Origin of the sequence: Bacillus sp. IT-79MI2, assembly GCF_949768135.1 — a bacterium.
In the GTDB taxonomy this organism is placed as follows: domain Bacteria; phylum Bacillota; class Bacilli; order Bacillales; family Bacillaceae_G; genus Bacillus_A; species Bacillus_A pseudomycoides.
This window is the reverse complement of record NZ_CATKPV010000062.1, coordinates 146,165-169,586: the sequence shown is the minus strand read 5'-3', so window position 1 is coordinate 169,586 and position 23,422 is coordinate 146,165. Positions and strand designations below refer to the sequence as shown.

Here is a 23,422-nt window from a genome sequence, read left to right as displayed (position 1 = left end):
TTGTAACCCTTTTATCCAGTTTTAATCAATACGTTGTAACACAAATACAAGAAGCGAAGACAAGAAAATTTGTCTCCGCTTTTTATATTGCTTCTGTTTTCTCTTTATTTAATTACTAAATTTGGTTTTTTATTTAAGCTATGGCGTCCGTCAACGAAACGAACTGTTCCGGATTTTGCACGCATAACAAGGGATTCTGTTGTACCAACACTGCCTTTAAATTGAACACCACGTAGTAATTCACCATCTGTTACGCCTGTTGCTGCAAAGATTGCGTCGTCACCTTTCACTAAGTCTTCCATACGAAGGATACGATTTATATCTTCAATGCCCATTTTTTTACAACGAGCTAATTCTGCTTCATTTTGAGGAAGAAGCTTCCCGTGAATTTCCCCGCCCAAACATTTTAATGCAACTGCTGCAAGAACGCCTTCAGGTGCACCACCAGAACCGAATAAAATATCAACACCTGTACGATCAAATGCTGTATTAATTGCTCCAGCTACATCGCCATCATTAATCAATTTAATACGAGCGCCAGCTTTGCGAATTTCTTCAATAATCGCTTGGTGACGCGGACGGTTTAGAACTGTTGCTACAACATCTTCAATATCTTTATTTTTCGCTTTTGCAACAGCGCGTAAGTTATCAATAATAGGTGCGTCAATATCAACTGCACCAACTGCTTCTGGTCCAACTGCAATTTTATCCATGTACATGTCAGGAGCATGTAACAAATTACCGTGATCCGCAATCGCAATAACAGCAAGTGCATTCCAGCCTCCAGCTGCTACGATATTTGTTCCTTCTAACGGATCAACTGCAACATCGACGCGCGGTCCGTATCCTGTACCTAATTTTTCCCCGATGTATAGCATTGGCGCTTCATCCATTTCCCCTTCACCAATTACAACTGTACCTTTCATCGGAATTGTATCGAACACATCGCGCATTGCTGATGTTGCTGCACCGTCTGCTTCATCTTTTTTTCCGCGTCCCATCCAACGCGCTGATGATAATGCTGCAGCCTCTGTTACACGTACTAACTCCATAGATAAACTTCTTTCCACAATAATCCCTCTCCTTTAAGTCTTAATATTTATGCCGTATTTTGTGAACCGGTTCCTTCTATAAAGTGTAGCTTCCGTCAGCAGTAATTCTTCTTCCCCCATTAACGGAAGCACCACCACTTCATCTTCATTTTGCAATAATCAGCAAAACTCCATATCAAGAGTACATTGCCAACAATCATTGCAAATTATGCATTTTTCATTTCTTCAATCTCTTGCCGCGACATTTGTTCTCGCCAAATGTTTGCACCAAGACCTTTAAGCTTGTCTACTATATTTTCATAACCTCGGTCAATATGTTCAAGCCCTGTCACTTCTGTAATCCCTTCAGCCATTAATCCTGCAATTACAAGTGCAGCACCTGCTCGTAAATCGCTCGCTTTTACCTTTGCTCCTTGCAAAGCAACAGGTCCTGTCACAATAGCAGAACGGCCTTCTACCTTAATTTGTGCATTCATCCGGCGCAATTCATCAATATGTTTAAAACGAGCACCGTAAATCGTATCCGTTACAACTCCCGTTCCATGCGCCTTTGTTAAAAGAGTTGTAAAAGGTTGCTGTAAATCGGTCGGAAATCCTGGATACACAAGTGTTTTTACATCAACAATCTTTAACTTACGATCCCCATTTACCGTAATTTGATCATCGTTCGTCTCAACTTGTACACCAGCTTCTCGTAATTTTGCAGTGATTGACTCTAAATGTTGCGGGATTACATTATCAACTGTTACTTCTCCACCAGACGCCGCTCCTAAAATCATGTACGTACCCGCTTCAATTCGGTCTGGAATAATAGAATGGTGACAGCCATGCAGAGAATTCACACCATCAATACGAATCACATCTGTACCAGCACCTTTAATTCGTGCCCCCATACTTGTTAGTAATGTTGCTACATCAATAATTTCTGGTTCTTTCGCAGCGTTTTCAATCACCGTTCTACCTTTTGCACGCACAGCCGCTAGCATAATGTTAATCGTTGCTCCTACACTAACAACATCTAAATAAATACGAGCTCCTCGTAATTCATCCGCTCTTAAATAGATTGCACCTTGCTCATTTGTCACATGTGCACCTAATGCTTCAAATCCTTTAATGTGCTGATCAATTGGTCTTGGCCCTAAGTGACATCCACCAGGAAGCCCAATTACAGCTTTGTTAAAGCGGCCAAGCATAGCGCCCATCAAGTAATAAGAAGCACGTAATTTTTTTACCTTCCCGTTTGGCAAGGGCATAGCAACCATTTTGGAAGGATCAACTGTCATCTCTTCCTCCTGATTGTACGTTACAACTCCTCCAATTTCCTCTAATAGGTCTCCTAACATCTTCACATCTGAAATGTTAGGTACACCACCGATGGTCACTGGAGTATCAGCTAAAATGGTCGCTGGAATTAGGGCAACAGCACTGTTCTTTGCACCGCTCACGCGAATTGATCCGTTTAAAGGTCGTCCACCTTCAATCAGCAACTTTTCCATGTTGAGCTCCCTTCTTATGAATGTATTTATTTTCCTTAAGAATCTCATTTGTTCAGCATACTATCAAGAAAAACAAAAGAGTCAATCATTTTTGACTTTTCTCTTTCCTCAACTTAACAAGCAGTAAGCCCTCACCTTAAAATAGGTAGGCTTTAGGCGAGTAGATGAAGACTAACTGCCCGTCAAGCTATACTCGTCAATTCATCTTAGATACATGATAACGTTTATTAATAGAATCATTCACACCATTTTCCATTTTCACATTTCCTTACAGTTCATGTGAATAAATTGGCAATTCATTTAATCTTAAGACTTGTTCACGCTTTCATTATACAACGAAAGGAAACCGTCTAAAAGACTAGACGGTTTCCAAAACGGAATTTTATTCTTACGCTTTACCGTTAGAACCGAATTCACGAATTTTACCAATAACAGTTGCTTTGATAGCTTCGCGGCCAGGTCCGATAAATTTACGAGGATCGTAAGCTTCTAGGTCTTTGTTTAATACTTCGCGAACAGCTTTTGTAAACTCGATTTGGTTCTCAGTGTTTACGTTGATTTTTGAAGTACCTAAAGAAATAGATTTTACGATATCAGCAGTTGGGATACCAGTACCACCGTGAAGTACTAAAGGTACACCAGTAGCGTCACGAACTTCTTCCATTTCTTTGAATCCTAAGTTAGGCTCACCTTTGTAAGGACCATGTACAGAACCTAAAGCTGGAGCTAGGCAGTCGATACCAGTTGCTTCAACTAGGTGCTTACATTCTGCAGGATCAGCGTAGATAACGCCTTCAGCGATTACATCGTCTTCTTGTCCGCCAACTGTACCAAGCTCAGCTTCTACAGATACGTTACGAGCATGTGCGTATTCTACTACTTTTTTAGTAGTTTCAACGTTTTCTTCGAATGGGTGGTGAGAAGCATCGATCATTACAGATGTGAAACCTGCATCGATTGCTTCTTTACATTTTTCGAAGCTTGAACCATGGTCAAGGTGAATCGCTACAGGAACAGTGATGTTCATTTCTTCGATTAAAGCTTTAACCATAGCTACAACTGTTTTGAAACCAGTCATATGACGAGCTGCACCCTCAGATACACCTAAGATTACAGGAGATTTTTCTTCTTCCGCAGCAGCTAAGATAGCTTGAGTCCACTCTAAGTTGTTCATGTTGAATTGACCAACTGCGTATTTTCCTTCTAGTGCTGTGTTTAGCATTTCTTTCATGGAAACTAAAGGCATGGTAAATCCTCCTAAAAACGTTTTTTGTATCCGATAAATTCTTATCGCTGGTAGTATGACCAGAATAAGGTAAAATATGTATATTTATATACCGGACTTTTTTCTACACTCAATAGGATAACAACTTGTACTCAAAAACTCAACTGTATTCACCTGCTCATCAGTCCATGTAAACGCTTTTTTTCATATTTTTTATAAAAAATTCATTTTTAAGCCTCTACAGTGATTTCATTTCGTACCGCTTGGCGAATCTCATCAATATCAAACGGCTTAGCAAAGTGCATTAAAGCTCCTAAATCTTTCGCTTCTTGGATCATATCCAGCTCTCCATAAGCAGTCATTAAAATAACTTTAATATCTTCATTAATTTCTTTTACATGTTTTAAAATCTCTATACCATCCATACCTGGAATTTTCATATCTAAAATAACTAAATCTGGATTATCCTTTTTCACGATATCTAAAGCTTGAAATCCATTTGCTGCCTGGAACGTTTGATAACCTTCTTTTTGGAACACTTCATGCAACAACACACGAATGCCGTATTGATCATCAACGATTAAAATTTTCCCTTCCATAATCCCCAACCTTTCTGTATAAATACAAGATTAAAAGCTTCTTATATCTTACTCGATTTATTTTCGCTATTCTTTACCAAATTCCTTCCCATTCTTTCTTATTTTACCGCCTACTATTTTGTTATGCTACCTCTATTACTTCGCCTTTCTAAAAAAATAAGCTATAATGAAAGCCGCCTTAACACAATCGAAAGGAGTAATACAATGTTAAAAATTTTTTCTACTCAGCTGAGCGGCTATTTCACAAAGATTTCTCAAAAAGAAGAGATGAATATAGAAGATAGTGCCCGTCTACTTGCACAAGCGTTAGTTGGTGATGGCATCGTTTATTTACACGGTACAAACGAAATGGAAGGCGTTGTTTCGGAAGCATTGCACGGCGCAGAGCCACTAAAACAAGCAAAGCGCTTACTCGAAAATGGTAACCAAGCAGAGGTTACATCCGCAGACCGCGTACTTCTTATCAGTCGTTTTTCAACAGATAAAAACATCATTTCATTAGCGAAACAACTACAAGAAGAAGGACACCCCATTGTTGGTATTTCAGCTATCCAAAATGGCGAATCCTCACTAGAGCAGTTCACAGATGTACATATTGATACAAAATTGCTAAAAGGTTTAATCCCGGATGATGAAGGCAACCGTTACGGGTTCCCAAGTTTAATCTTATCTCTATTTGCTTATCACGGATTAAAATTTACAATTGATGAAATGATAAACGAATATGAGTAAAAGAAAAAGGCGTCCGAATTTGGACGCCTTTTTTATTACTTGCTTTCTTTATTCGTAATAGAAGCTTTTACGAAATCATGGAACAATTGTTGTGGACGGTTTGGACGAGATACAAGTTCTGGGTGGAACTGTGCTGCCACGAACCACGGATGATCTTGTAATTCAATGATCTCTACTAAACGACCATCTGGGCTTGTGCCAGAGAAAATAAATCCAGCGCCTTCCATGTCTTTACGGAATTCGTTGTTGAACTCATAACGATGACGATGACGCTCGTATACAACTGGTTCATTATACGCATTGTAAGCATTTGTTTCTGGAGTAAGCTTACATGGGTATAGACCAAGACGAAGTGTGCCACCTAAGTCTTCTACATCTTTTTGTTCTGGTAATAAGTCAATAATTGCATAAGGCGTGTCAGGATTAATTTCAGAAGAGTTAGCCCCTTCTAATCCTAATACGTTACGTGCAAATTCGATTGATGCAAGTTGCATTCCTAAGCAAATTCCTAAGAATGGAACTTTATTTTCACGTGCATATTGAATTGCAGCGATCTTCCCTTCTACACCACGATCGCCGAAGCCACCTGGTACAAGGATACCGTCTGTGTCGCCAACTAATTCTTTTACGTTTTCTGCTGTTACGTGCTCAGCATTTACCCATTTCACTTCTACATCTGTATCAAATGAATATCCTGCATGGCGAAGTGCTTCTACAACAGAAATGTATGCATCTTGAAGTTCTACATATTTACCAACAAGAGCGATTTTTGTTTTCTTAGATAGGTTACGTACTTTTTCAACTAATGCAGTCCACTCTGTCATATCTGCAGCTGGATTGTCTAGTTTTAAGTGATCGCAAACGATTTGGTCCATATTTTGCTCTTGAAGCGATAATGGAACCGCATATAACGTATCTGCATCGCGCGCTTCAATAACTGCTTTTGTATCGATGTCACAGAATAATGCTAGCTTATCTTTCATATCTTGAGAAACAGGCAATTCTGTACGAACAACGATAATATTTGGCTGAATACCTAAGCTACGAAGTTCTTTAACGCTATGTTGCGTTGGTTTTGTTTTCATTTCACCCGCTGCTTTTAAGTACGGGATTAATGTACAGTGAATGTACATTACGTTGTCACGACCAATATCGCTCTTAATTTGGCGAATTGCTTCTAGGAATGGTAGAGACTCGATGTCACCAACAGTTCCCCCGATTTCTGTAATAACAACGTCCGCATTTGTTTCGCGGCCTGAACGATATACACGCTCTTTAATTTCATTTGTAATGTGAGGAATAACTTGAACTGTTCCTCCTAAATATTCACCACGACGCTCTTTTTGAAGAACAGAAGAGTAAATTTTACCTGTTGTTACGTTGCTGTATTTGTTTAAGTTAATGTCAATGAAACGCTCATAGTGACCAAGGTCTAAGTCTGTTTCTGCGCCATCATCTGTTACGAATACCTCACCGTGTTGGTATGGGCTCATTGTCCCTGGGTCTACGTTAATGTATGGGTCAAACTTTTGGATTGTTACGTTTAAACCACGATTTTTTAAAAGTCTTCCAAGAGATGCTGCTGTAATCCCTTTCCCTAAAGAAGATACTACACCGCCTGTTACGAAAATATACTTAGTCATAAAAGTACTCCCTTCTACTTTGTTGTTATATAATCACCGTTGCAAAGCGCAACGTATGTAGATAACACCGTATCTATCTTATTGTTAGACTCTTTTTATTTTCTAAACAAAAAACAAAAAAGAAAATTGCTCCCCTCATCACAAAAAGTAATAAGTAGGGAGCAATTTTCTTTTATATTTAAACTTTAAAAGTATTATCGTCCTGTTTTAAAGAGCCCAAAAATGATTCTACATGGACGATAATGAAAAGTCAAGAACTACAGTTCTTCCTCTTCTTCTTCTGTTTCATCATACTCGAGTTCTTCGTCAGCGAATTCTTCCTCTTCATCATCTTCATCTAAATCATCAAGATCATCGTCTTCGTCAAGAACCTTGTCCAAATCTTCTACATCATCTTCTTCGTCGTCACCGTCGAAGTCGTCTTCGTCTTCTGCAATGTAGTCATCAAAATCTTCTTCCTCTTCAACCTTACGTTTTTTCTTAGGCTTTGGTTGAGGTAAGATTTCTTCATCGATTTGCTCGTATGGGTACCAACTACGTAGTCCCCAACGGTTTTCCCCTAAATTGATGAAACGTCCATCAATATTTAAATCTGTATAGAATTGTGCGATCTTCGCAGCAACTTGTTCTTGAGTTAGTCCCAGCACTTGAGCGATTTCTCGAACTAAATCATGGAATGACGTTGCCTGTCTTTTATCCTCTAAAACACTATGTACAACTTCAATCATGGATAATTCTTTTAGCTCTTCTGGTGAATATTTCTTAAAATCCACTTATGCGGCACTTCCTTTCTTAAAATATAATCCTATATATAACGGCCTGTTTAAAAAAATCCATACTATTCATTATAAACAAAACTCCAACAAATATGCTACAAAAAAAACGGGAAACTTTCACGAGCAATCGATAAAAGTGATTACAGACCATTATTTACAAGATTAACCTGTAGGGACTATATAAAGCGCGGCTATGAATACAAAAGCGGATTTCCTCTCATTTTCTCCTTCTGGTTTCACTCGGAATGGAGCTAAAAAAGGCACTGGTCGCTTCTATGCATGGCTAGATGCTCTCTCCCGCCTAAAAGAGGGGGGTATATCGTTTTATTTCGGAAGCATATGCGCCCCATGTAATATATACCTAATCTGCATTTCTGTATATTCCTCTAACGTATAAAGTTTTTGCAGGGCCCAGCGTCTAAATCCCCACATTTGTCCTTGAATGAAAATATTATGAGCCAGCAGTTGAATTTCCTTTTTTGTTAATGTAAATGTGCCGTTTTCCGTGCACTGTTCTAAAATATTTTCAAACATTCCCACCATTTGAAACTCTTTTTCTAGCACATATGGTAGAGACTCTTTCGGTAAAAAACGAACTTCTTGATACATAATTAATACTTCTTCTTGCAACTCATCCATTACTTTAAAATAATTCGTAATGGCTACCCTTAAGCTTTCAACGCTTCCTTTTTCCGTGCAGACCACTTCTTCTAATCGTTCTTTTACATGTTCGTAAATGCTATCGCATACTAAATACAATACATCATCTTTCGTACGGATATATTCATAAAGTGTCCCAATACTAAATCCGGCTGCTTTTGCAATTTCCCTCGTTGTTGTACGAGGAAATCCCTTTTGCTTAAAAAGCTGCACCGCTCCTTTAATCATCTGCTCGCGCCTTAGTGCAACCAATTTCTCATCCTTTACAGACGCATGCACATTGTGCTTAACCATCCTCTTCACCTCTCTCTACCATTTGGAAGGAAAAAGCGTAGGAAAATACCTACGCTTTTTCTCTTATTTCGTTAACATGCGAGAAATTACAAGCCTTTGAATCTCTTGTGTTCCCTCATAAATTTGCGTAATCTTTGCATCACGCATGAACCGTTCTACTGGGTAATCTTTCGTATAACCGTAACCACCAAATACTTGCACTGCTTCAGTCGTTACTTTCATCGCTGTATCCCCAGCAAACACCTTCGACATCGCTGATTCTTTTCCGTACGGAAGTCCTTCTGATTCTAGCCAAGCAGCTTGGTATGTTAATAGGCGTGCTGCCTCTACACTTGTCGCCATATCTGCTAATTTAAAACCAATTCCTTGCTGCGCAGCAATTGGCTTTCCAAACTGATGCCGTTCTCTTGCATACTCCACAGAAGCATCTAAAGCTCCTTGCGCAATACCAACAGCTTGCGCCGCAATCCCGTTACGACCACCGTCTAGCGTCTGCATTGCAATTTTGAACCCTTGTCCTTCTTCGCCAAGTAAATTTCCAGCAGGAATACGGCAGTCTTCAAACATGATTTCTGTTGTTGGTGAAGAGCGGATCCCAAGCTTGCTCTCTTTCTTACCAACTGAAAACCCTAGCACATCGCTTTCTACAATGAATGCACTTGTGCCGCGCTGCTTTGATTCTGGATCAGTCAATGCAAAGACAACGTAAATATCGGCAATGCCGCCATTTGTAATAAAAATCTTAGAACCATTTAAAATGTAGTGATCGCCATCTCGCTTCGCTGTCGTTCTCATTCCGCCTGCATCTGAACCAGAACCTGGCTCTGTTAAACCGTATGCACCAATTTTCTTCCCTTCCGCCATCGGGCGTAAAAACTTTTGTTTTTGTTCCTCTGTTCCAAATTTAAAAATGGGCCAACCAGCAAGCGAAGTATGAGCAGATAACGTGACACCTGTCGAAGCGCAAACACGAGATAACTCTTCTACAGCAATCACATACGCTAAGTAATCGCTTCCAATTCCGCCGTATTCTTCAGGCCATGGAATTCCTGTTAAACCAAGGTCCGCCATTTGGTCAAATAAAGCGCGGTCAAATCGTTCTTCTTCATCTCGCTCCGCTGCTGTCGGCGCCACTTCATTTCTCGCAAAATCTCGAACCATTTTTCGTATCATTTCATGCTCTTCCGATAATTTAAAATCCATGTTCCTTCCCCTCACTCTCTCTTCTCTTTATAACGCTCGGCTAATAACAAGCCGCTGTATTTCACTCGTTCCTTCATAAATCTCACAAATTTTTGCATCACGGAAAAATCGCTCAACTGGATAATCTTTCGTATAGCCGTAACCGCCAAATACTTGTACCGCTTCAATTGCGACATCCACCGCTGTTTTCGAAGCAAATAGCTTTGCGATAGATGCTTCCTTCCCGCAAGGAAGTCCCTGTGCCCTAAGCGATGCCGCTCTATATACAAGTAGCCTCGAAGCTTCTACGCTCGTAGCCATATCCGCCAGTTTAAAGCCCAGTCCTTGCTGCGCGGCAATTGGCTTTCCAAATTGCTGACGCTCCTTCGCATAATCCACTGCACATGCTAGCGCTGCCTCGGCGATGCCAAGTGCCTGTGCTCCAATACCAATGCGACCAACATCTAAATTCGCCATCGCTACTTTAAAACCTTGTCCTTCTTCACCAAGCAAGTTTTCTACTGGTACTTTCATATCTTCAAATGTTAATTGCACTGTACGAGAACCAAGCAGTCCCATCTTATGTTCGTCTTTTCCAACGATTAAGCCTGGTGTATCTTTCTCTACAATAAACGCAGAAATTCCGCTCTTCCCTGCATCTGGATTCGTAGAAGCAAACACGATATATGTATCCGCCTCGCCACCGTTTGTAATAAATACTTTTGAACCGTTAATGACATAGTGATCACCTTGCTTTACGGCTCTTGATTTTAAGCTACCTGCATCTGATCCCGCATTTGGCTCAGTTAAAGCAAATGCACCTAAATATTCACCCGTCGCTAGTTTAGAAACATATTTTTGCTTTTGTTCTTCTGTTCCAAAATATAAAATTGGGTTTGTTCCAACCGATGTGTGTACCGCCAAAATAACACCAATTGTCGCGCTCACCTTTGATAATTCCTCAATAGCTAAAATGTAAGAAATGAAATCCATTTCCGCACCGCCATATTTTGCTGGTGCTGGAATCCCCATAAGTCCAAGCTCACCCATTTTCTTCAAAATCTCTCTAGGAAACACCCCTTGTTCCATCTCTGGAACAAAGGGAGCGATTTCCTTTTGTGCAAAATCTCGAACCATTTTCCTCATCATCTGCTGCTCTTCTGTAAAACGAAAATTCATATGCCCCGCCCCCATTTGCGATATATCTTTTTTCAACCACCTGGTAAGACCACTACTTTGTAAAAAAGAGGGAGACCTACCCTTGCTTTCTATTCGTATACGTAGAAACCACGACCTGTTTTTCGACCTAACCAACCAGCATTCACATATTTACGTAATAACGGACATGGGCGATACTTACTATCTCCTAGTCCTTCATGCAGAACCTCCATAATGTACAAACACGTATCTAGACCAATAAAATCTGCTAATGTTAATGGCCCCATTGGATGATTCATACCGAGCTTCATCACTTCATCAATTGCTTCTTTTGTTGCGACGCCTTCATATAGCGTATAAATCGCTTCATTAATCATCGGTAATAAAATACGGTTGGAAACAAATCCAGGGAAATCATTTACTTCAACTGGTACTTTTCCGATTTTCTTTGTAATGTCTTCGATTGTTTCGTATACTGCATCATCTGTTGCAAGACCCCGAATGATTTCAACAAGCTTCATAACCGGAACTGGATTCATAAAGTGCATCCCAATTACTTTCTCTGGTCTTTTCGTTACCGCTGCAATTTCTGTAATTGGTAAAGACGATGTATTTGTCGCCAAAATCGCATGTTCTGGTGCAATTTCATCTAAATTCGCGAAAATTTTCTTTTTAATATCCATTTTCTCAACGGCTGCCTCAATAACAAGATCTGCTTCTTTTACACAATTTAATTCAAGCGTCGCTGTAAGACGATTTAAAGTTGCTTCCTTTGACTCTTCATCCATGCGTCCTTTTTCTACTTGGCGTGCTAAGTTTTTTGTAATAATGGATAATCCCCGATCTAATTGCTCTTGTTTCAAATCCTGCATATATACGTCATATCCTGCCATCGCACATACTTGTGCAATACCTGAACCCATTTGCCCCGCACCGATTACAACAATTTTTTGTACACTCATTTTTTCTCCCCCTTTTTATTAATGAACTTCAATCATAATCGCGTCGCCTTGACCACCGCCGCTGCAAATCGATGCAATTCCAATGCCGCCGCCGCGCTGCTTCAGTGCATGAATAAGCGTTACAATAATCCGTGCCCCGCTTGCTCCAATTGGATGTCCCATCGCAACCGCGCCACCGTTTACGTTAATTTTTTCCGGATCAATTCCTGCAATATTTGCACTCGCAATTGCAACTGCTGCAAAGGCTTCGTTAATCTCAAATAAGTCAATCTCATCCACTGTCTTACCTGTTTTCTTCAAAAGCTCATTAATCGCATAGCCTGGCGTTCTTGGGAAATCTTTCGCTTCTACCGCAATTGCTGTATGTGCTAAAATCGTCGCTAACGGTTTTCTTCCTTCTTGCTGCGCTCTGTCCTCGCTCATTAATACAAGCGCCGCACCGCCATCATTTAACCCTGGTGCATTTCCAGCCGTTACTGCCGCTGTTTTATCAAATACAGGCTTTAGCTTTGCTAGCTTTTCAACTGTTGTATCTTCGCGCGGCGCTTCATCTTTTGTAACAACAATCGGCTCACCTTTTCGCTGCGGTACAGATACCGGTACGATTTCCTCTTCAAGTCGACCTTCCTTCTGCGCAGAAACTGCACGCTGATGACTGCGATATGCCCATTCATCTTGCGCTTCGCGAGAGATTCCGTCCTCCTTCGCGACTTCTCCGCCATACACACCCATATGTACGCCAGAAAATGAACACGTTAAGCCATCTACTACATTTAGATCGGCAACTTGATTATGTCCCATCCGGTATCCCCATCGTGCACCTTGTAAAATATAAGGACTATTGCTCATCGATTCCATTCCGCCTGCTACAATAAGCGTTTGATCTCCAGTACGAATAATTTGATCAGCCATTGTTACAGCTCGAAGACCAGATGCACAAACTTTATTCACTGTTTCTGTACGAGTTTCCCAAGGAAGTCCAGCTTCTCTCGCCGCTTGGCGCGAAGGAATTTGCCCCTGCCCTCCTTGAATCACCGCTCCGAATATAACTTCTTCAACATCATTTGCAGCAACATCCGCTCGCTCAAGCGCAGCTTTAATCGCAATTCCTCCAAGTTCCGTTGCTTTTACATCCTTTAAAGATCCCCCAAACTTTCCAACCGGTGTTCTTGCAGCACTTAAAATAACTGTTCTTACCACGTTTATTTCCCCCATTTCTTTTTTCGGCGCTGAGCGCCCGCTCGATACTCCTACGCTGAGAAGAGGTGCAAATCTTGCACCTCTTTCTAAAGTTGTATGGATTCTTACGTATTACATAACTTCTTTTTTAGACCCAATTACAGAGCGTTCTAAAATCTCTGTTACATCAAGTGTCTGAACTTGCTCTTCTACTTCTTTTGCTTTCGTACCGTCACTAATCATCGTTAGGCAGTACGGGCATCCCGTACCAATGATTGACGGTTTCACAGCAAGTGCTTGCTCTGTACGTGCAACGTTAATGCGCGAACCTGTTGTTTCTTCCATCCACATAAGTCCGCCGCCTGCGCCGCAGCACATGCCTGTTTCACGATTACGCTCCATTTCAACAACTTTCACACCTGGAATTGCTTTTAAAATACTGCGCGGTGCTTCATATACTTCGTTGTATCTTCCTAAATAACAGGAGTCATGATACGTAATTGTCTCTTCAATACGGTGAACCGGCTCTAATCGCCCTTCTTTCACCCACTGTGCTAATAATTCTGTATGGTGATAGACTTCTGCTTGTAGGCCAAAGTCTGGATACTCATTTTTAAATGTGTTATAGGCATGCGGATCAATCGTAACGATTTTCTTCACGCCTGCTTTTTCAAATTCTTCAATGTTCTTTGTGGCCATCTCTTGGAATACAAATTCGTTTCCAAGGCGGCGCGGCGTATCTCCCGAGTTCTTTTCTTTATTACCAAGAATCGCAAAGGAAATGCCCGCTTTATTCATCAGCTTCGCAAATGATATTGCAATTTTCTGACTGCGGTTATCATAAGATCCCATTGAGCCTACCCAGAATAAATATTCGAACTCTTCGCCAGTCTTTGTTTTCTCTTTCACTGTTGGAACGGTTACTTCATCATCGCCTTGGCGCCACGTTTCACGCTCTTTACGGTTCAGCCCCCACGGATTCCCTTGGCGCTCAATATTTGTCATCGCACGCTGCGCTTCTGGATCCATTTTTCCTTCTGTTAAAACGAGATAACGACGTAAATCAATAACTTTGTCAACGTGTTCATTCATAACTGGACATTGATCTTCACAATTGCGGCACGTTGTACATGCCCAAATCTCTTCTTCTGTAATGACGTCTCCGATTAAACTTGGATCATAAGCAAGTGCTGTAGCAGCCGATTCTTGTTGCCCTTGCCCCGCTGCCATCATCGCTAACTGATTTCCTTGTGTATTGTTAAACGCAACCGCCGGAACCCATGGGGCCCGTGATGTTACCGCTGCCCCCTTATCCGTTAAGTGATCGCGAAGTTTTAAAATTAAATCCATTGGTGACAACATTTTGCCCGTTCCTGTTGCCGGGCACATATTTGTACAGCGCCCGCACTCTACACAAGCGTATAAATCAATAAGCTGCGTCTGTTTGAAATCCTCAATTTTCCCAACGCCGAATGTTTCTTGTGTCTCATCTTCAAAATTAATTTTTTCAAGTTTCCCTGGATTAGAAAGGCGAGTAAAGAATACATTAGCAGGTCCGGCAATTAAATGTGCGTGTTTTGATTGTGGTACATAAACTAAAAACGTTAACAAAATAAGTAGATGCACCCACCAAGAGAAATAGAACACAGAAATGGCTGCGGTTTCATTTATTCCTGAGAAAACGTAAGCGATTCCAGAAGCGATTGGTTCGCTCCACGAAAGCTCTTCGCCGTGCCATATAATGCCCATTCCGTTACCAAGTAGTACAGAAAGCATTAAGCCTCCGATAAAAATAAGAACAAGGCCTGATTTAAAATTACGTTTTAAACGAACAAGTTTTTCAACGTATCTTCTATGAAAAGCCCAAAAAACTGCGATTAAAATCATAAGTGTGATAATTTCCTGGAAGAATGTAAATGCAGGGTATAGTGGTCCAAGTGGAAGATGTGATCCTGGTGCTAATCCTTTCCAAACGAAGTCAATTGCTCCAAATTGGACAAGAATAAATCCGTAAAAAAACATAACGTGCATGATACCGCTTTTTTTATCTTTCAGCAATTTTTTTTGACCGAAAACGTTAACCTTAAGAATATCCCACCTCTCTTTAAAGCGGCGATCAAATTCTACTTTTTTTCCTAATTGTATGTAGGCCATCCTTGTTCGTATCAAATATACAAACAAATATCCAGCATAAGCAATAACAGCAATGGCAGCCAGCCAATTAATGATCAGTAAACTATTCATTTTTATGATACCCCTCTCTTTGTAAGCCCTCTTTCTTTTAGAATCTTCGAAAATAAATAATTTTCTGAATTATATCTCCTATTCCCATTATATAATGAGTGAGCATTCAGTCAACAGTTTTTTGTTATACAACACAACATTTTTTCATAAAGCTGTTTATTTAGGTGAAACTATAAGAATGAATTCTCAGGAGGTAATTTGATAATGGTCTTTTTATCTCTCTTACTAATATGCTTAGTCATATGGGTCTCACTCGACTTTTTACTTGGAAGAAAACATCATTTAAAAAAAATAAAGTCCCGCCCTTTTCCCTTACGACGTAGCAATTTTAAATTGTATACATGGGGAACAAATTTATACAATGATTTATTTCTGGATATAAAGGGGGCAAAGCATCATATACATATTTTATTTTTCATTGTCAAAAATGATGAAATTAGTCAAACCTTTTTACGGCTTCTCACTGAAAAAGCCAAACAAGGTATAGAAGTACGTCTCCTTCTCGATCGTATAGGAAGCCATCATTTATCAGATGAAGCCATTCGCTCACTCAGGCAACATGGTGTATCTTTTTCATATTGTCATAAAATCAAGATCCCTTTTCTCTTTTTTTCTGCAAACCAAAGAAATCATAGAAAAATTACGATTATCGATGGGAAAATTGGTTATATTGGAGGTTTCAACATTGGAGAAGAATATTTAGGGCATGATCCTGAATTGGGCCTTTGGCGTGATTATCATTTACGCCTGACTGGCGAAGGCGTACAAGATTTACAAAAACAATTTTTGCACGATTGGCGCGATGATACAAATGAAGATTTATTAGAAGAAGCATCATTTTTTCCTAAACAGATGCCAGGACCTATGCTACACCGCTTTATCCCAACAGACGGTGCCTATTTACAGGAAACATTTGTATCACTTATTGAAAGTGCAAAAGAGGAATTATATATTGGGACACCCTATTTCATTCCGGGAAAAATAGTAATGAATGCATTATTACAAGCAAAAAAACGAGGTGTTCGCATTACGATTCTCGTTCCTAAAAAAGCAGATCACCCACTCGTTCGCGAAGCTAAATTACCATACTGCCGGAAATTGATGAGGGCAGGGTGTAATATTTATGAATTTCAACAAGGATTTTTTCACGCGAAAATTATTATGGTAGATAATCATATTTGTGATATCGGAACAGCTAATTTTGATATGAGAAGTATATACATCAATCATGAAATAAATTGTCTCCTATATGATCGGGCTTTTATACAAGAAATTAAGGTGCACATTAGCAAAGATATAGAGGGATCTACATTGCTTACTTGGAAAGATGTTTCCTCTCTCTCCCTTGTCGATAAAGGAAAAGAATGGATTGGGACGTTACTAGCGTTTTTCTTATGAAATGAAACTTTTATAATTAAATAATAAATAACGGGGGTAGGACAGATGATTATGCGCTTTGGGTATGTCTCACATGCAGTCGCTTTGTGGGACTGCTCCCCTGCTAAAACAATGACATTTACAACGTGGAAAAAGCTTGGTAAACAGGAACGAGAAGAAAGATTATATAATATTACAATGCAAAACCTTATGCATACATTACGTATCCTGCATTACAATATCGCACATGAAATTCCATTATACCGATTATCATCTTCTATCGTCCCACTCGCAACCTATCCTGAAGTTGATTTTGATTATATCGATATATTTACACCCTTTTGGCGTAAGATGGGGAAATTAATTCGAGAGCATAACTTACGAGTCAGCTTTCATCCAAATCAGTTCACATTATTTACAAGTGAAAAACCTCATATTACAGACAATGCGATCCTAGATATGACGTATCACTATAACGTATTAGATGCAATGGGATTAGCAGACTCTTCCTACATTAATATCCATATTGGGGGTGCATATGGCAACAAAGAGAAAGCTTTACTGCGCTTTCATGAAAACTTAAAAAAACTCCCCCCTCATATCAAGCAGCAAATGACACTTGAAAATGATGATAAAACATATACAGCTTCTGAAACATTAGCTGTTTGTGAGCAAGAAAGAATCCCTTTTGTATTTGATTATCATCATCACATGGCAAATCTTTGTGATGAACCGTTAGAGGACCTACTACCTGCTATTTTCGAAACATGGAATCATACAAATACCATCCCTAAGATTCATATTTCTTCACCAAAATCGGAGAAGGAATTCAGGGCCCACGCTAATTATATTGATGCTACATTTATAAAACCCTTTTTACACGTCACGAGAGAACTAAATCAAGATTTCGATATTATGATTGAGAGCAAGCAAAAAGATTTAGCTCTTTTTCAATTATTAGATGAGCTCGCTTCTATAAGAGGAGTGAGACGAATAAGTGGTGCAGCGTTACAATGGTAATTGTAACGTTTTTTCATGATGCCATTCTCTTCGGGGTGATATTATTAAAATATGGTATTTTGCTAAGGGCGTTGAAACGCATGAACAATGGTCATTTTTATATAAGCAAAATTGTGACCAGATTCACGTTTTTTAGTTAGCAAGCTTATTAATTTATTACAGAAGCGGCTCCTTAACATAAACATTTACTTAATAAAAAATAAAGAACCCATACCCTGGGTTCTTTATTTTCATCTTAGTATTCAAATGGCAAATCAGAAGCTAACTGTACTTCTTGATCATTATGAGTTATTGTATGACTTTCCTCTACTAATTTATCTCCAAAAGAAATACCCCATACCATCGCTAACGTCAACATACTACCGATAAGTAGCTTTTTCATATTCCATCACCTACATGCTTTTCTTTCAATATATCATGAAAATTTATCCATCCTATATGCAATTATGCATATCCATTAATATCCATACCTTAATTCTATCTACTTTTATAAAACACTCATTTTTATCCCTATTAATAAGCCTCTTACCAAGAAAAGCATTACTTTAATTTTTTTAAAAGTGTATCTTTATACTCATGCAGTTCTAATAAATCAAAGAAGAACAGCGCTTTTTCATAAGCTTCCTGAATGTCTTCCTGTGCATTTCCTAACCTTTCAAGACATTCACCTTTTTGATATTGCAATTGTCCAATAAATGACATGCTATTAATACGGCAAGAGATTTTAATTGCCTTTATAACCTGGTAAAGCGCCTCTTCATACCGCTCATCTAAATACAGTGCTTTTGCATGGTTATATCTAACCTTCACAGCAAATTCTTCATTGCTATGTAGAGATTCCAATTGTTTTAAAATACCTTCAAACAACTCAATACTTTTTTTGAAATATCCATTTTCTGCATAAATGTTTGCTATAGCATTTTCTATATATAAATTTTGAAATACATCAATTCCTGCTAATTCTTGATTGAGTAATTTTTTTAGTTCTAAAATACAATATTCATAATTTATCTTTTTTAACATATATGCTGCTAAATAATACTGCCATTGAAGAAATTGTTGAAATTCTGGATGATACTCATCTTTTTTGAGCTCCTCCCAGGTTTTATTATAAATTTCTTTATACTTCTTTTGTTTGCAAAGTACTATAATATGATCTTTAAACTGTTTCTTTCTTTCAATATCAGAATAAATGAGCACTTCATAAAAATGAATGATGGGAACTCTTAGCTTTGCTGCAATTCCTTGGAGTATATCCATACTTGGATATACTGAACCTGCTTCAATTCTGCTCACTTCTGATTGATGACATATATTATCAGATAACTGTTTTTGTGTTAAACCTCTTAACATTCTAATTTTCTTTATTTCCGCTCCCAGCTTTGCTGCGTGCATAATTGTTCACCATCCCATTACAGAAATCTAACTTCCGAAGTTGTCATACCACTACAATACTGGTTTTTGACAATTTTTGACATGAAACATTGCATAATATGTATCATTTAGCAAACTTTTCTTGTAAATCATCTTATACAAATACAATACTCGTAGTGTTAGAGATGAATGATAGAAAAGTTGCTAGTGTATTCCTTGTTTTTGGTCTACTCTATCCTTTATCAATGGAAGCAATTCTCGTGCCCCAGAAATTGATAAAAGTGAAGCGAACGTTGAAGTTGCTCAACCTAGTTTCATAATTAGTACATAAACTGAACCACAAAACGTCACAGTGGGAAATATCGCTAAAAATACTTAAAAGTTGAAGTACAAGAGGTTAACGCGTAACAAAAACAAGTTACCACTGAAAAAATGTTGATTTTCAACCTACAAACAAAAAGGCAAAAGAAAATCAAGCCGAAGTACGTCTTTCCCAAACATATAAAAATAACAAAATATATGGTCAAGACATCATTGTTAAAATAGATAAGCATGAGGCAATTAAGACTATTAGTGGTAAAGTTGCCCAAAATCTAGAACAGCAACCTAATCTTACTATACCAAATTTTTTGTCGAAAAACGAAGTAAAATCTGTATTACGCAATATTCCAACACGGATACTCCTTCTTAACAACAGTAAATAATAAGGAGAATAATAGAAAAAGATGTTTACCACTATAACCGGTAAACATCTTTTTTCATATCCAGCCCTTTTCTTCCGCAATCGCAATTGCTTCAATTCGGTTTTTCGCATTTAATTTTGTTAACACATCTGAAATATAATTCCGTACAGTGCCAGATGAAAGATACAGTGTCTTGGCAATTTCATTTGCTGTTTTTCCTTCTTTCGCTAATAGAAGTACTTCTTTCTCACGATCTGATAATGGATTTTGTTCTTGCCATAACCCAAACATTAATTCAGGGGAAATCTCTCGTTTTCCTTGCATCACATTGCGAATCGCTGCCGCTAAATCTTCACTTGGGCTATCTTTTAATAAATACCCGTAAACACCCGCCTTCATTGCTCTTTCAAAATATCCTGGACGTGCAAATGTCGTTAAAATCATTACCTTACATAATGATTTTTTCTTCTGCAATGTTTCAGCAACATCTAAGCCGCTTTGAATCGGCATTTCAATATCCATAATACTAATATCTGGCTGTAATGATTCAATTAACTTTAAAGCTTCTTCCCCATTTGCCGCTTGTCCAACTACTTCAATATCATCTTCTAGATCAAGAAGGGCTCTTAGTGCTCCGCGAAGCATTCGTTGATCTTCAGCAATAATAATTCGAATCATGCCCTCACCTCATCTTTTCCTGTTCTAATTACGATTGGAACTTTTACCGTTAAAAGCGTCCCGGGATGCGTTTCATCTAGTTCAATTGCCCCTTCAATAAGTGCAATTCGTTCTTTCATACCGCGAATGCCATTTCCATCATGACCTTGTGCTTGTAATCCCACTCCATTATCTTTCACCTGCAAAATAAGTTCTCCTTGTGCTTCAAATATAGAAACTGTACACATCGATGCCTTACTATGCTTAACAACATTTGTTACGGCCTCTCTTAAACACATACCTAAAATATTTTGTTCAAGCGGTGACAATGCACTAGAACTCGCCTTCTGTTCTACTTCTAGCGTAATATTAGCCACTTGCAAAATTGCCTTTATTTGTTCAAGCTCTTCCTCTACCGTAATCATCCGCATATCAGAAATTAATTCACGCAGCTGTTTTAAAGCTGTGCGTGATGTTTGTGTAATTTCCTTGGCTTCAAGACTTGCACGCTCTGGATTTTTCACAGTCAACTTCTCAACAAGCTGACTTTTTAGCGTAATAAGAGATAACGTATGCCCTAACGTATCGTGAAGATCTCTTGCGATTCGCTGACGTTCTTCACGCTTTACTAGGTCTTTAATCTGTTCATTTGCTTCGTTTAATTGCATTCTCAACATTTTTTTCTGATTAAAGTTACGCATACCAAATGGTGTAAGAAGCATTAAAATAAACATTGGAACTATATTGACTAAACTTGTAGTTGTTAGCTGCTTTACATACACGAATATAAAAGCTCCAAGCATTACAATCAAAAGACCAAACAACACTCGAAATACTTTTTTAGTTGGTGCAAATCCTATCGCACTTGCAGTAAAAAAGCCAAAAAAGATCATAAAGGGATTATAGAGTAAAGCAAATAGGAATATGAGCACCATTTGAATACACGCCCATAAAATAAACGTCTTTTTCACAAAATAAAGCTGACGGTATGTGATGACAAAAATCATCAGCATACCGATCCCCATTAAAAGCTTCCATCCTGATACTTGCGTTAAATTATAAATTGGGAATAGTAGATATACAAACCACATATAGGGGAAAAACCCCATATGCTTCGGAAAAATTTCAAACTGCTTCTTCTCGATCATTTATACCGCTTCCTGTCTTTTTCTTATATATATTGATATTACAACAAACATAAGGAAATAACCTCCTAAAATCGCGATATTCTCCCAGCCTATAGATTTCCCCGCTACAATATCCCATGCCCCGCTTCCGAAGTGATATGTTGGTGTCCACTCTCCAATTGTTCTTAGCACCTTTGGAAAGATTTCGATTGGCATCCATAAACCGCCTAGTACTGCTAAACTCATATTTAAAATGTTTGCGAGACCAGAAGCTGCATCTGCCTTCTTAATTGAACCTACAATCGTTCCAAGTGCTAAAAACGGCGTCACACCTATTAATAGCCATAATCCAGCACCAATCCATTGCCCGATCGTTAATTCCACGTTATTGATTAGCATGCCTGCAATAAAGATCACAAGTATTGAAAAAGCATTTACCACTGTTTGAGAAATAATTTTAGCTGTTAAATATGCTCCCTCTGGAAGTGGTGTAATTTTTAAAAGATGTGTCCATCCCTGCCCTTTTTCTTGAGAAAGTCTCACACCAAAACTAAAAAGTGCTGTTCCTACAATACTGAAAGTAGCCATCGAAATTAAATAGTGCGCTTTCCAAGCATCTCCGTTCTGTGGTACTTGAATGACATTTGTAAAAATGTAATAAAACAGAACTGGCATTAATAATGAGAAAAAGATAAATAATTTATTGCGAAACGTACGTAAGATTTCTATTTTACATTGCATCCATAAGGCTTTCATGCAATTCCCTCCTTCTGATTTGCGACAAACTGTTCAAACGCTTCATCAAGACTTCCTCGTTCAACTGAGATATCTGTAACAGGTAAATTCTCTTTATAAATTGCTTGCAACGTAGCATCCGTATCATCTGTTGTGAGAATAACACGCGATTCATGAAACTGTACTGCTGTAACATGCGGTAGCCCCTTCAGCAAGCCTGTCGGAATTTTTTCTTTTGTATAAAATGAAATGGTTTTTCGAGAAATCGTTGCTTTCATTTCCTCCGGAGTTCCATCAGCAATGATTTCTCCGTTTGCAAATAGTAAAATTCGATCTGCTAACGCATCTGCTTCTTCTAAATAATGCGTTGTCAAAATAATCGTTTTCCCTTCACTTGCTAGCTTTCGGATCGTTTCCCAGAAAGCCTTTCTAGACGTAATATCCATTCCGACAGTCGGTTCATCTAAAAATAATAAATCCGGGTTTCCAGCAAGTGCGAGTGCAAAGTTTAATCTTCTTTTTTGACCACCTGATAATTTTTCACAACGCTGCCTTTTTTCCGATTCTAAATTTGATAACTGAAGCAATGTTTCTTTTGCAATTGGATTCGTATAATAGCTGCGAAATAGGTCAATTGCTTCCTCCACTGATATACTATCGATAACACTCACCTCTTGTAGCATTGCACCGAGGCGATTACGAACTGCTCGCCGCTTGGGACTCTTTCCAAATATAGAAACACTTCCTTCTGATGGATCCTTTAATCCAAGCATCATTGAGATTGTTGTTGTTTTCCCTGCACCGTTTGGCCCAAGAAGTGCAACAATCTGCCCCTTCTCCACATGAAATGAAACGTTATTTACAGCCTTTTTATGTTTAAATGTTTTTGAAACACCATTTACTTCAATAATCTTTTCCATCTTGCCACCTCCACTATTCCTTATATTTACATTGTATATATTGGAAGAGATGGAAAACAGTACGATGCGTCATGATGTGAATATGACAATTGTCATAAAGTGAAACTTTAATCAGTGGGGAGATGTATCCCCACTGATTATTAGCCCTCACCAATTCGGCTACGAGCAGTTTATCTCTTACCTAGCTTGCTTTCTCCGAATTTTAAGGTGGGAATATTACTGCCAGCGAATAGCGGGAGAAATACTTACGAAAGAAATTAACCAGTTAATTCCACTTCGAAACTTCAATGGAGATGAGTTAATCGCACGCAAGTAGCAGGACAAAAA

At 38.7% G+C, this 23,422-nt stretch carries 21 protein-coding genes and 1 pseudogene; 4 read left to right on the top strand and 18 right to left on the bottom strand.

The window, feature by feature from the left end; genetic code table 11:
- Positions 1–104 precede the first annotated feature (104 nt).
- From glpX to spo0F, 4 genes are all read right to left on the bottom strand, one after another.
- A complete protein-coding gene (glpX, locus tag ACM6HU_RS14490) occupies positions 105–1,070 on the bottom strand; it encodes a class II fructose-bisphosphatase (protein ID WP_003209232.1) in 966 nt (321 codons plus the stop codon).
- A 188-nt stretch (positions 1,071–1,258) separates the two neighbouring features.
- Entirely contained in the window at positions 1,259–2,548 is a 1,290-nt protein-coding gene (gene murA, locus ACM6HU_RS14485) for a UDP-N-acetylglucosamine 1-carboxyvinyltransferase (protein WP_016112699.1), read from the bottom strand.
- A 388-nt stretch (positions 2,549–2,936) separates the two neighbouring features.
- Positions 2,937–3,794, bottom strand: a complete 858-nt coding sequence (locus ACM6HU_RS14480; RefSeq protein WP_016112700.1) for a class II fructose-bisphosphate aldolase — start codon at positions 3,792–3,794, stop codon at positions 2,937–2,939.
- 209 nt (positions 3,795–4,003) lie between these two features.
- Positions 4,004–4,372 carry a sporulation initiation phosphotransferase Spo0F gene (gene spo0F, locus ACM6HU_RS14475; protein WP_016112701.1) on the bottom strand — a complete coding sequence of 123 codons (369 nt, stop codon included), beginning with the start codon at positions 4,370–4,372 and terminating at the stop codon, positions 4,004–4,006.
- A gap of 204 nt (positions 4,373–4,576) precedes the next feature.
- Here spo0F and ACM6HU_RS14470 point away from each other — a divergent pair, with 204 nt between their 5' ends.
- Entirely contained in the window at positions 4,577–5,104 is a 528-nt protein-coding gene (locus ACM6HU_RS14470) for a DUF2529 domain-containing protein (protein WP_016112702.1), read from the top strand.
- 35 nt (positions 5,105–5,139) lie between these two features.
- Here the strand turns inward: ACM6HU_RS14470 and pyrG are convergent, their stop codons facing one another.
- The 8 genes from pyrG to ACM6HU_RS14430 form a co-directional block, all read right to left on the bottom strand.
- Entirely contained in the window at positions 5,140–6,747 is a 1,608-nt protein-coding gene (pyrG, locus tag ACM6HU_RS14465; protein ID WP_016112703.1) for a CTP synthase, read from the bottom strand.
- A gap of 257 nt (positions 6,748–7,004) precedes the next feature.
- Entirely contained in the window at positions 7,005–7,520 is a 516-nt protein-coding gene (gene rpoE, locus ACM6HU_RS14460; protein WP_016112704.1) for a DNA-directed RNA polymerase subunit delta, read from the bottom strand.
- A gap of 327 nt (positions 7,521–7,847) precedes the next feature.
- A complete protein-coding gene (locus ACM6HU_RS14455; RefSeq protein ID WP_088093736.1) occupies positions 7,848–8,477 on the bottom strand; it encodes a TetR/AcrR family transcriptional regulator in 630 nt (209 codons plus the stop codon).
- A 63-nt stretch (positions 8,478–8,540) separates the two neighbouring features.
- Positions 8,541–9,680 carry an acyl-CoA dehydrogenase AcdA gene (gene acdA / locus ACM6HU_RS14450; protein WP_016112706.1) on the bottom strand — a complete coding sequence of 380 codons (1,140 nt, stop codon included), beginning with the start codon at positions 9,678–9,680 and terminating at the stop codon, positions 8,541–8,543.
- A gap of 27 nt (positions 9,681–9,707) precedes the next feature.
- Positions 9,708–10,838 (bottom strand): acyl-CoA dehydrogenase, encoded by a 1,131-nt coding sequence (locus tag ACM6HU_RS14445; RefSeq protein ID WP_016112707.1) that lies wholly within the window; start codon positions 10,836–10,838, stop codon positions 9,708–9,710.
- A gap of 89 nt (positions 10,839–10,927) precedes the next feature.
- Positions 10,928–11,779 carry a 3-hydroxybutyryl-CoA dehydrogenase gene (locus ACM6HU_RS14440; protein ID WP_006096674.1) on the bottom strand — a complete coding sequence of 284 codons (852 nt, stop codon included), beginning with the start codon at positions 11,777–11,779 and terminating at the stop codon, positions 10,928–10,930.
- 18 nt (positions 11,780–11,797) lie between these two features.
- Entirely contained in the window at positions 11,798–13,081 is a 1,284-nt protein-coding gene (locus ACM6HU_RS14435) for an acetyl-CoA C-acetyltransferase (protein WP_275857324.1), read from the bottom strand.
- Positions 13,082–13,090: 9 nt separating this feature from the next.
- A complete protein-coding gene (locus ACM6HU_RS14430; RefSeq protein WP_016112709.1) occupies positions 13,091–15,202 on the bottom strand; it encodes a (Fe-S)-binding protein in 2,112 nt (703 codons plus the stop codon).
- Between the two features lie 204 nt (positions 15,203–15,406).
- Between ACM6HU_RS14430 and cls the strand changes: the two genes are divergently transcribed.
- Both cls and uvsE read left to right on the top strand, forming a co-directional pair.
- Positions 15,407–16,600 carry a cardiolipin synthase gene (gene cls / locus ACM6HU_RS14425; RefSeq protein WP_016112710.1) on the top strand — a complete coding sequence of 398 codons (1,194 nt, stop codon included), beginning with the start codon at positions 15,407–15,409 and terminating at the stop codon, positions 16,598–16,600.
- A 45-nt stretch (positions 16,601–16,645) separates the two neighbouring features.
- The gene (gene uvsE, locus ACM6HU_RS14420) at positions 16,646–17,599 is read left to right on the top strand and encodes a UV DNA damage repair endonuclease UvsE (protein ID WP_414848242.1); all 954 of its coding nucleotides are present in this window, start codon (positions 16,646–16,648) and stop codon (positions 17,597–17,599) included.
- Between the two features lie 235 nt (positions 17,600–17,834).
- On the opposite strand, the gene ACM6HU_RS14415 is transcribed toward uvsE, so the two are convergent.
- The gene (locus tag ACM6HU_RS14415; protein WP_016112712.1) at positions 17,835–17,981 is read right to left on the bottom strand and encodes a quorum-sensing peptide PapR; all 147 of its coding nucleotides are present in this window, start codon (positions 17,979–17,981) and stop codon (positions 17,835–17,837) included.
- A gap of 158 nt (positions 17,982–18,139) precedes the next feature.
- Positions 18,140–18,994, bottom strand: coding sequence for a helix-turn-helix domain-containing protein (locus tag ACM6HU_RS14410; protein WP_016112713.1), 855 nt, complete (start codon positions 18,992–18,994; stop codon positions 18,140–18,142).
- A 164-nt stretch (positions 18,995–19,158) separates the two neighbouring features.
- Between ACM6HU_RS14410 and ACM6HU_RS14405 the strand changes: the two are divergent.
- Positions 19,159–19,641 (top strand): annotated as a pseudogene (locus ACM6HU_RS14405) (M4 family peptidase); the annotation flags it as partial.
- 90 nt (positions 19,642–19,731) lie between these two features.
- Here ACM6HU_RS14405 and ACM6HU_RS14400 read toward each other — a convergent pair.
- From ACM6HU_RS14400 to ACM6HU_RS14385, 4 genes are read right to left on the bottom strand one after another with little or no spacing between them, the layout of a single operon-like run.
- Complete coding sequence (locus ACM6HU_RS14400; RefSeq protein ID WP_414848241.1) at positions 19,732–20,334, bottom strand: response regulator transcription factor; 603 nt, start codon at positions 20,332–20,334, stop codon at positions 19,732–19,734.
- The gene (locus tag ACM6HU_RS14395; RefSeq protein ID WP_414848240.1) at positions 20,331–21,461 is read right to left on the bottom strand and encodes a sensor histidine kinase; all 1,131 of its coding nucleotides are present in this window, start codon (positions 21,459–21,461) and stop codon (positions 20,331–20,333) included. The genes ACM6HU_RS14400 and ACM6HU_RS14395 overlap by 4 nt, the downstream gene beginning before the upstream one ends.
- Positions 21,462–22,196 (bottom strand): ABC transporter permease, encoded by a 735-nt coding sequence (locus tag ACM6HU_RS14390; RefSeq protein WP_414848239.1) that lies wholly within the window; start codon positions 22,194–22,196, stop codon positions 21,462–21,464.
- Complete coding sequence (locus tag ACM6HU_RS14385) at positions 22,193–23,095, bottom strand: ABC transporter ATP-binding protein (protein WP_016112717.1); 903 nt, start codon at positions 23,093–23,095, stop codon at positions 22,193–22,195. Before ACM6HU_RS14385 ends, ACM6HU_RS14390 begins: the two co-directional genes overlap by 4 nt.
- Positions 23,096–23,422: the final 327 nt, after the last annotated feature.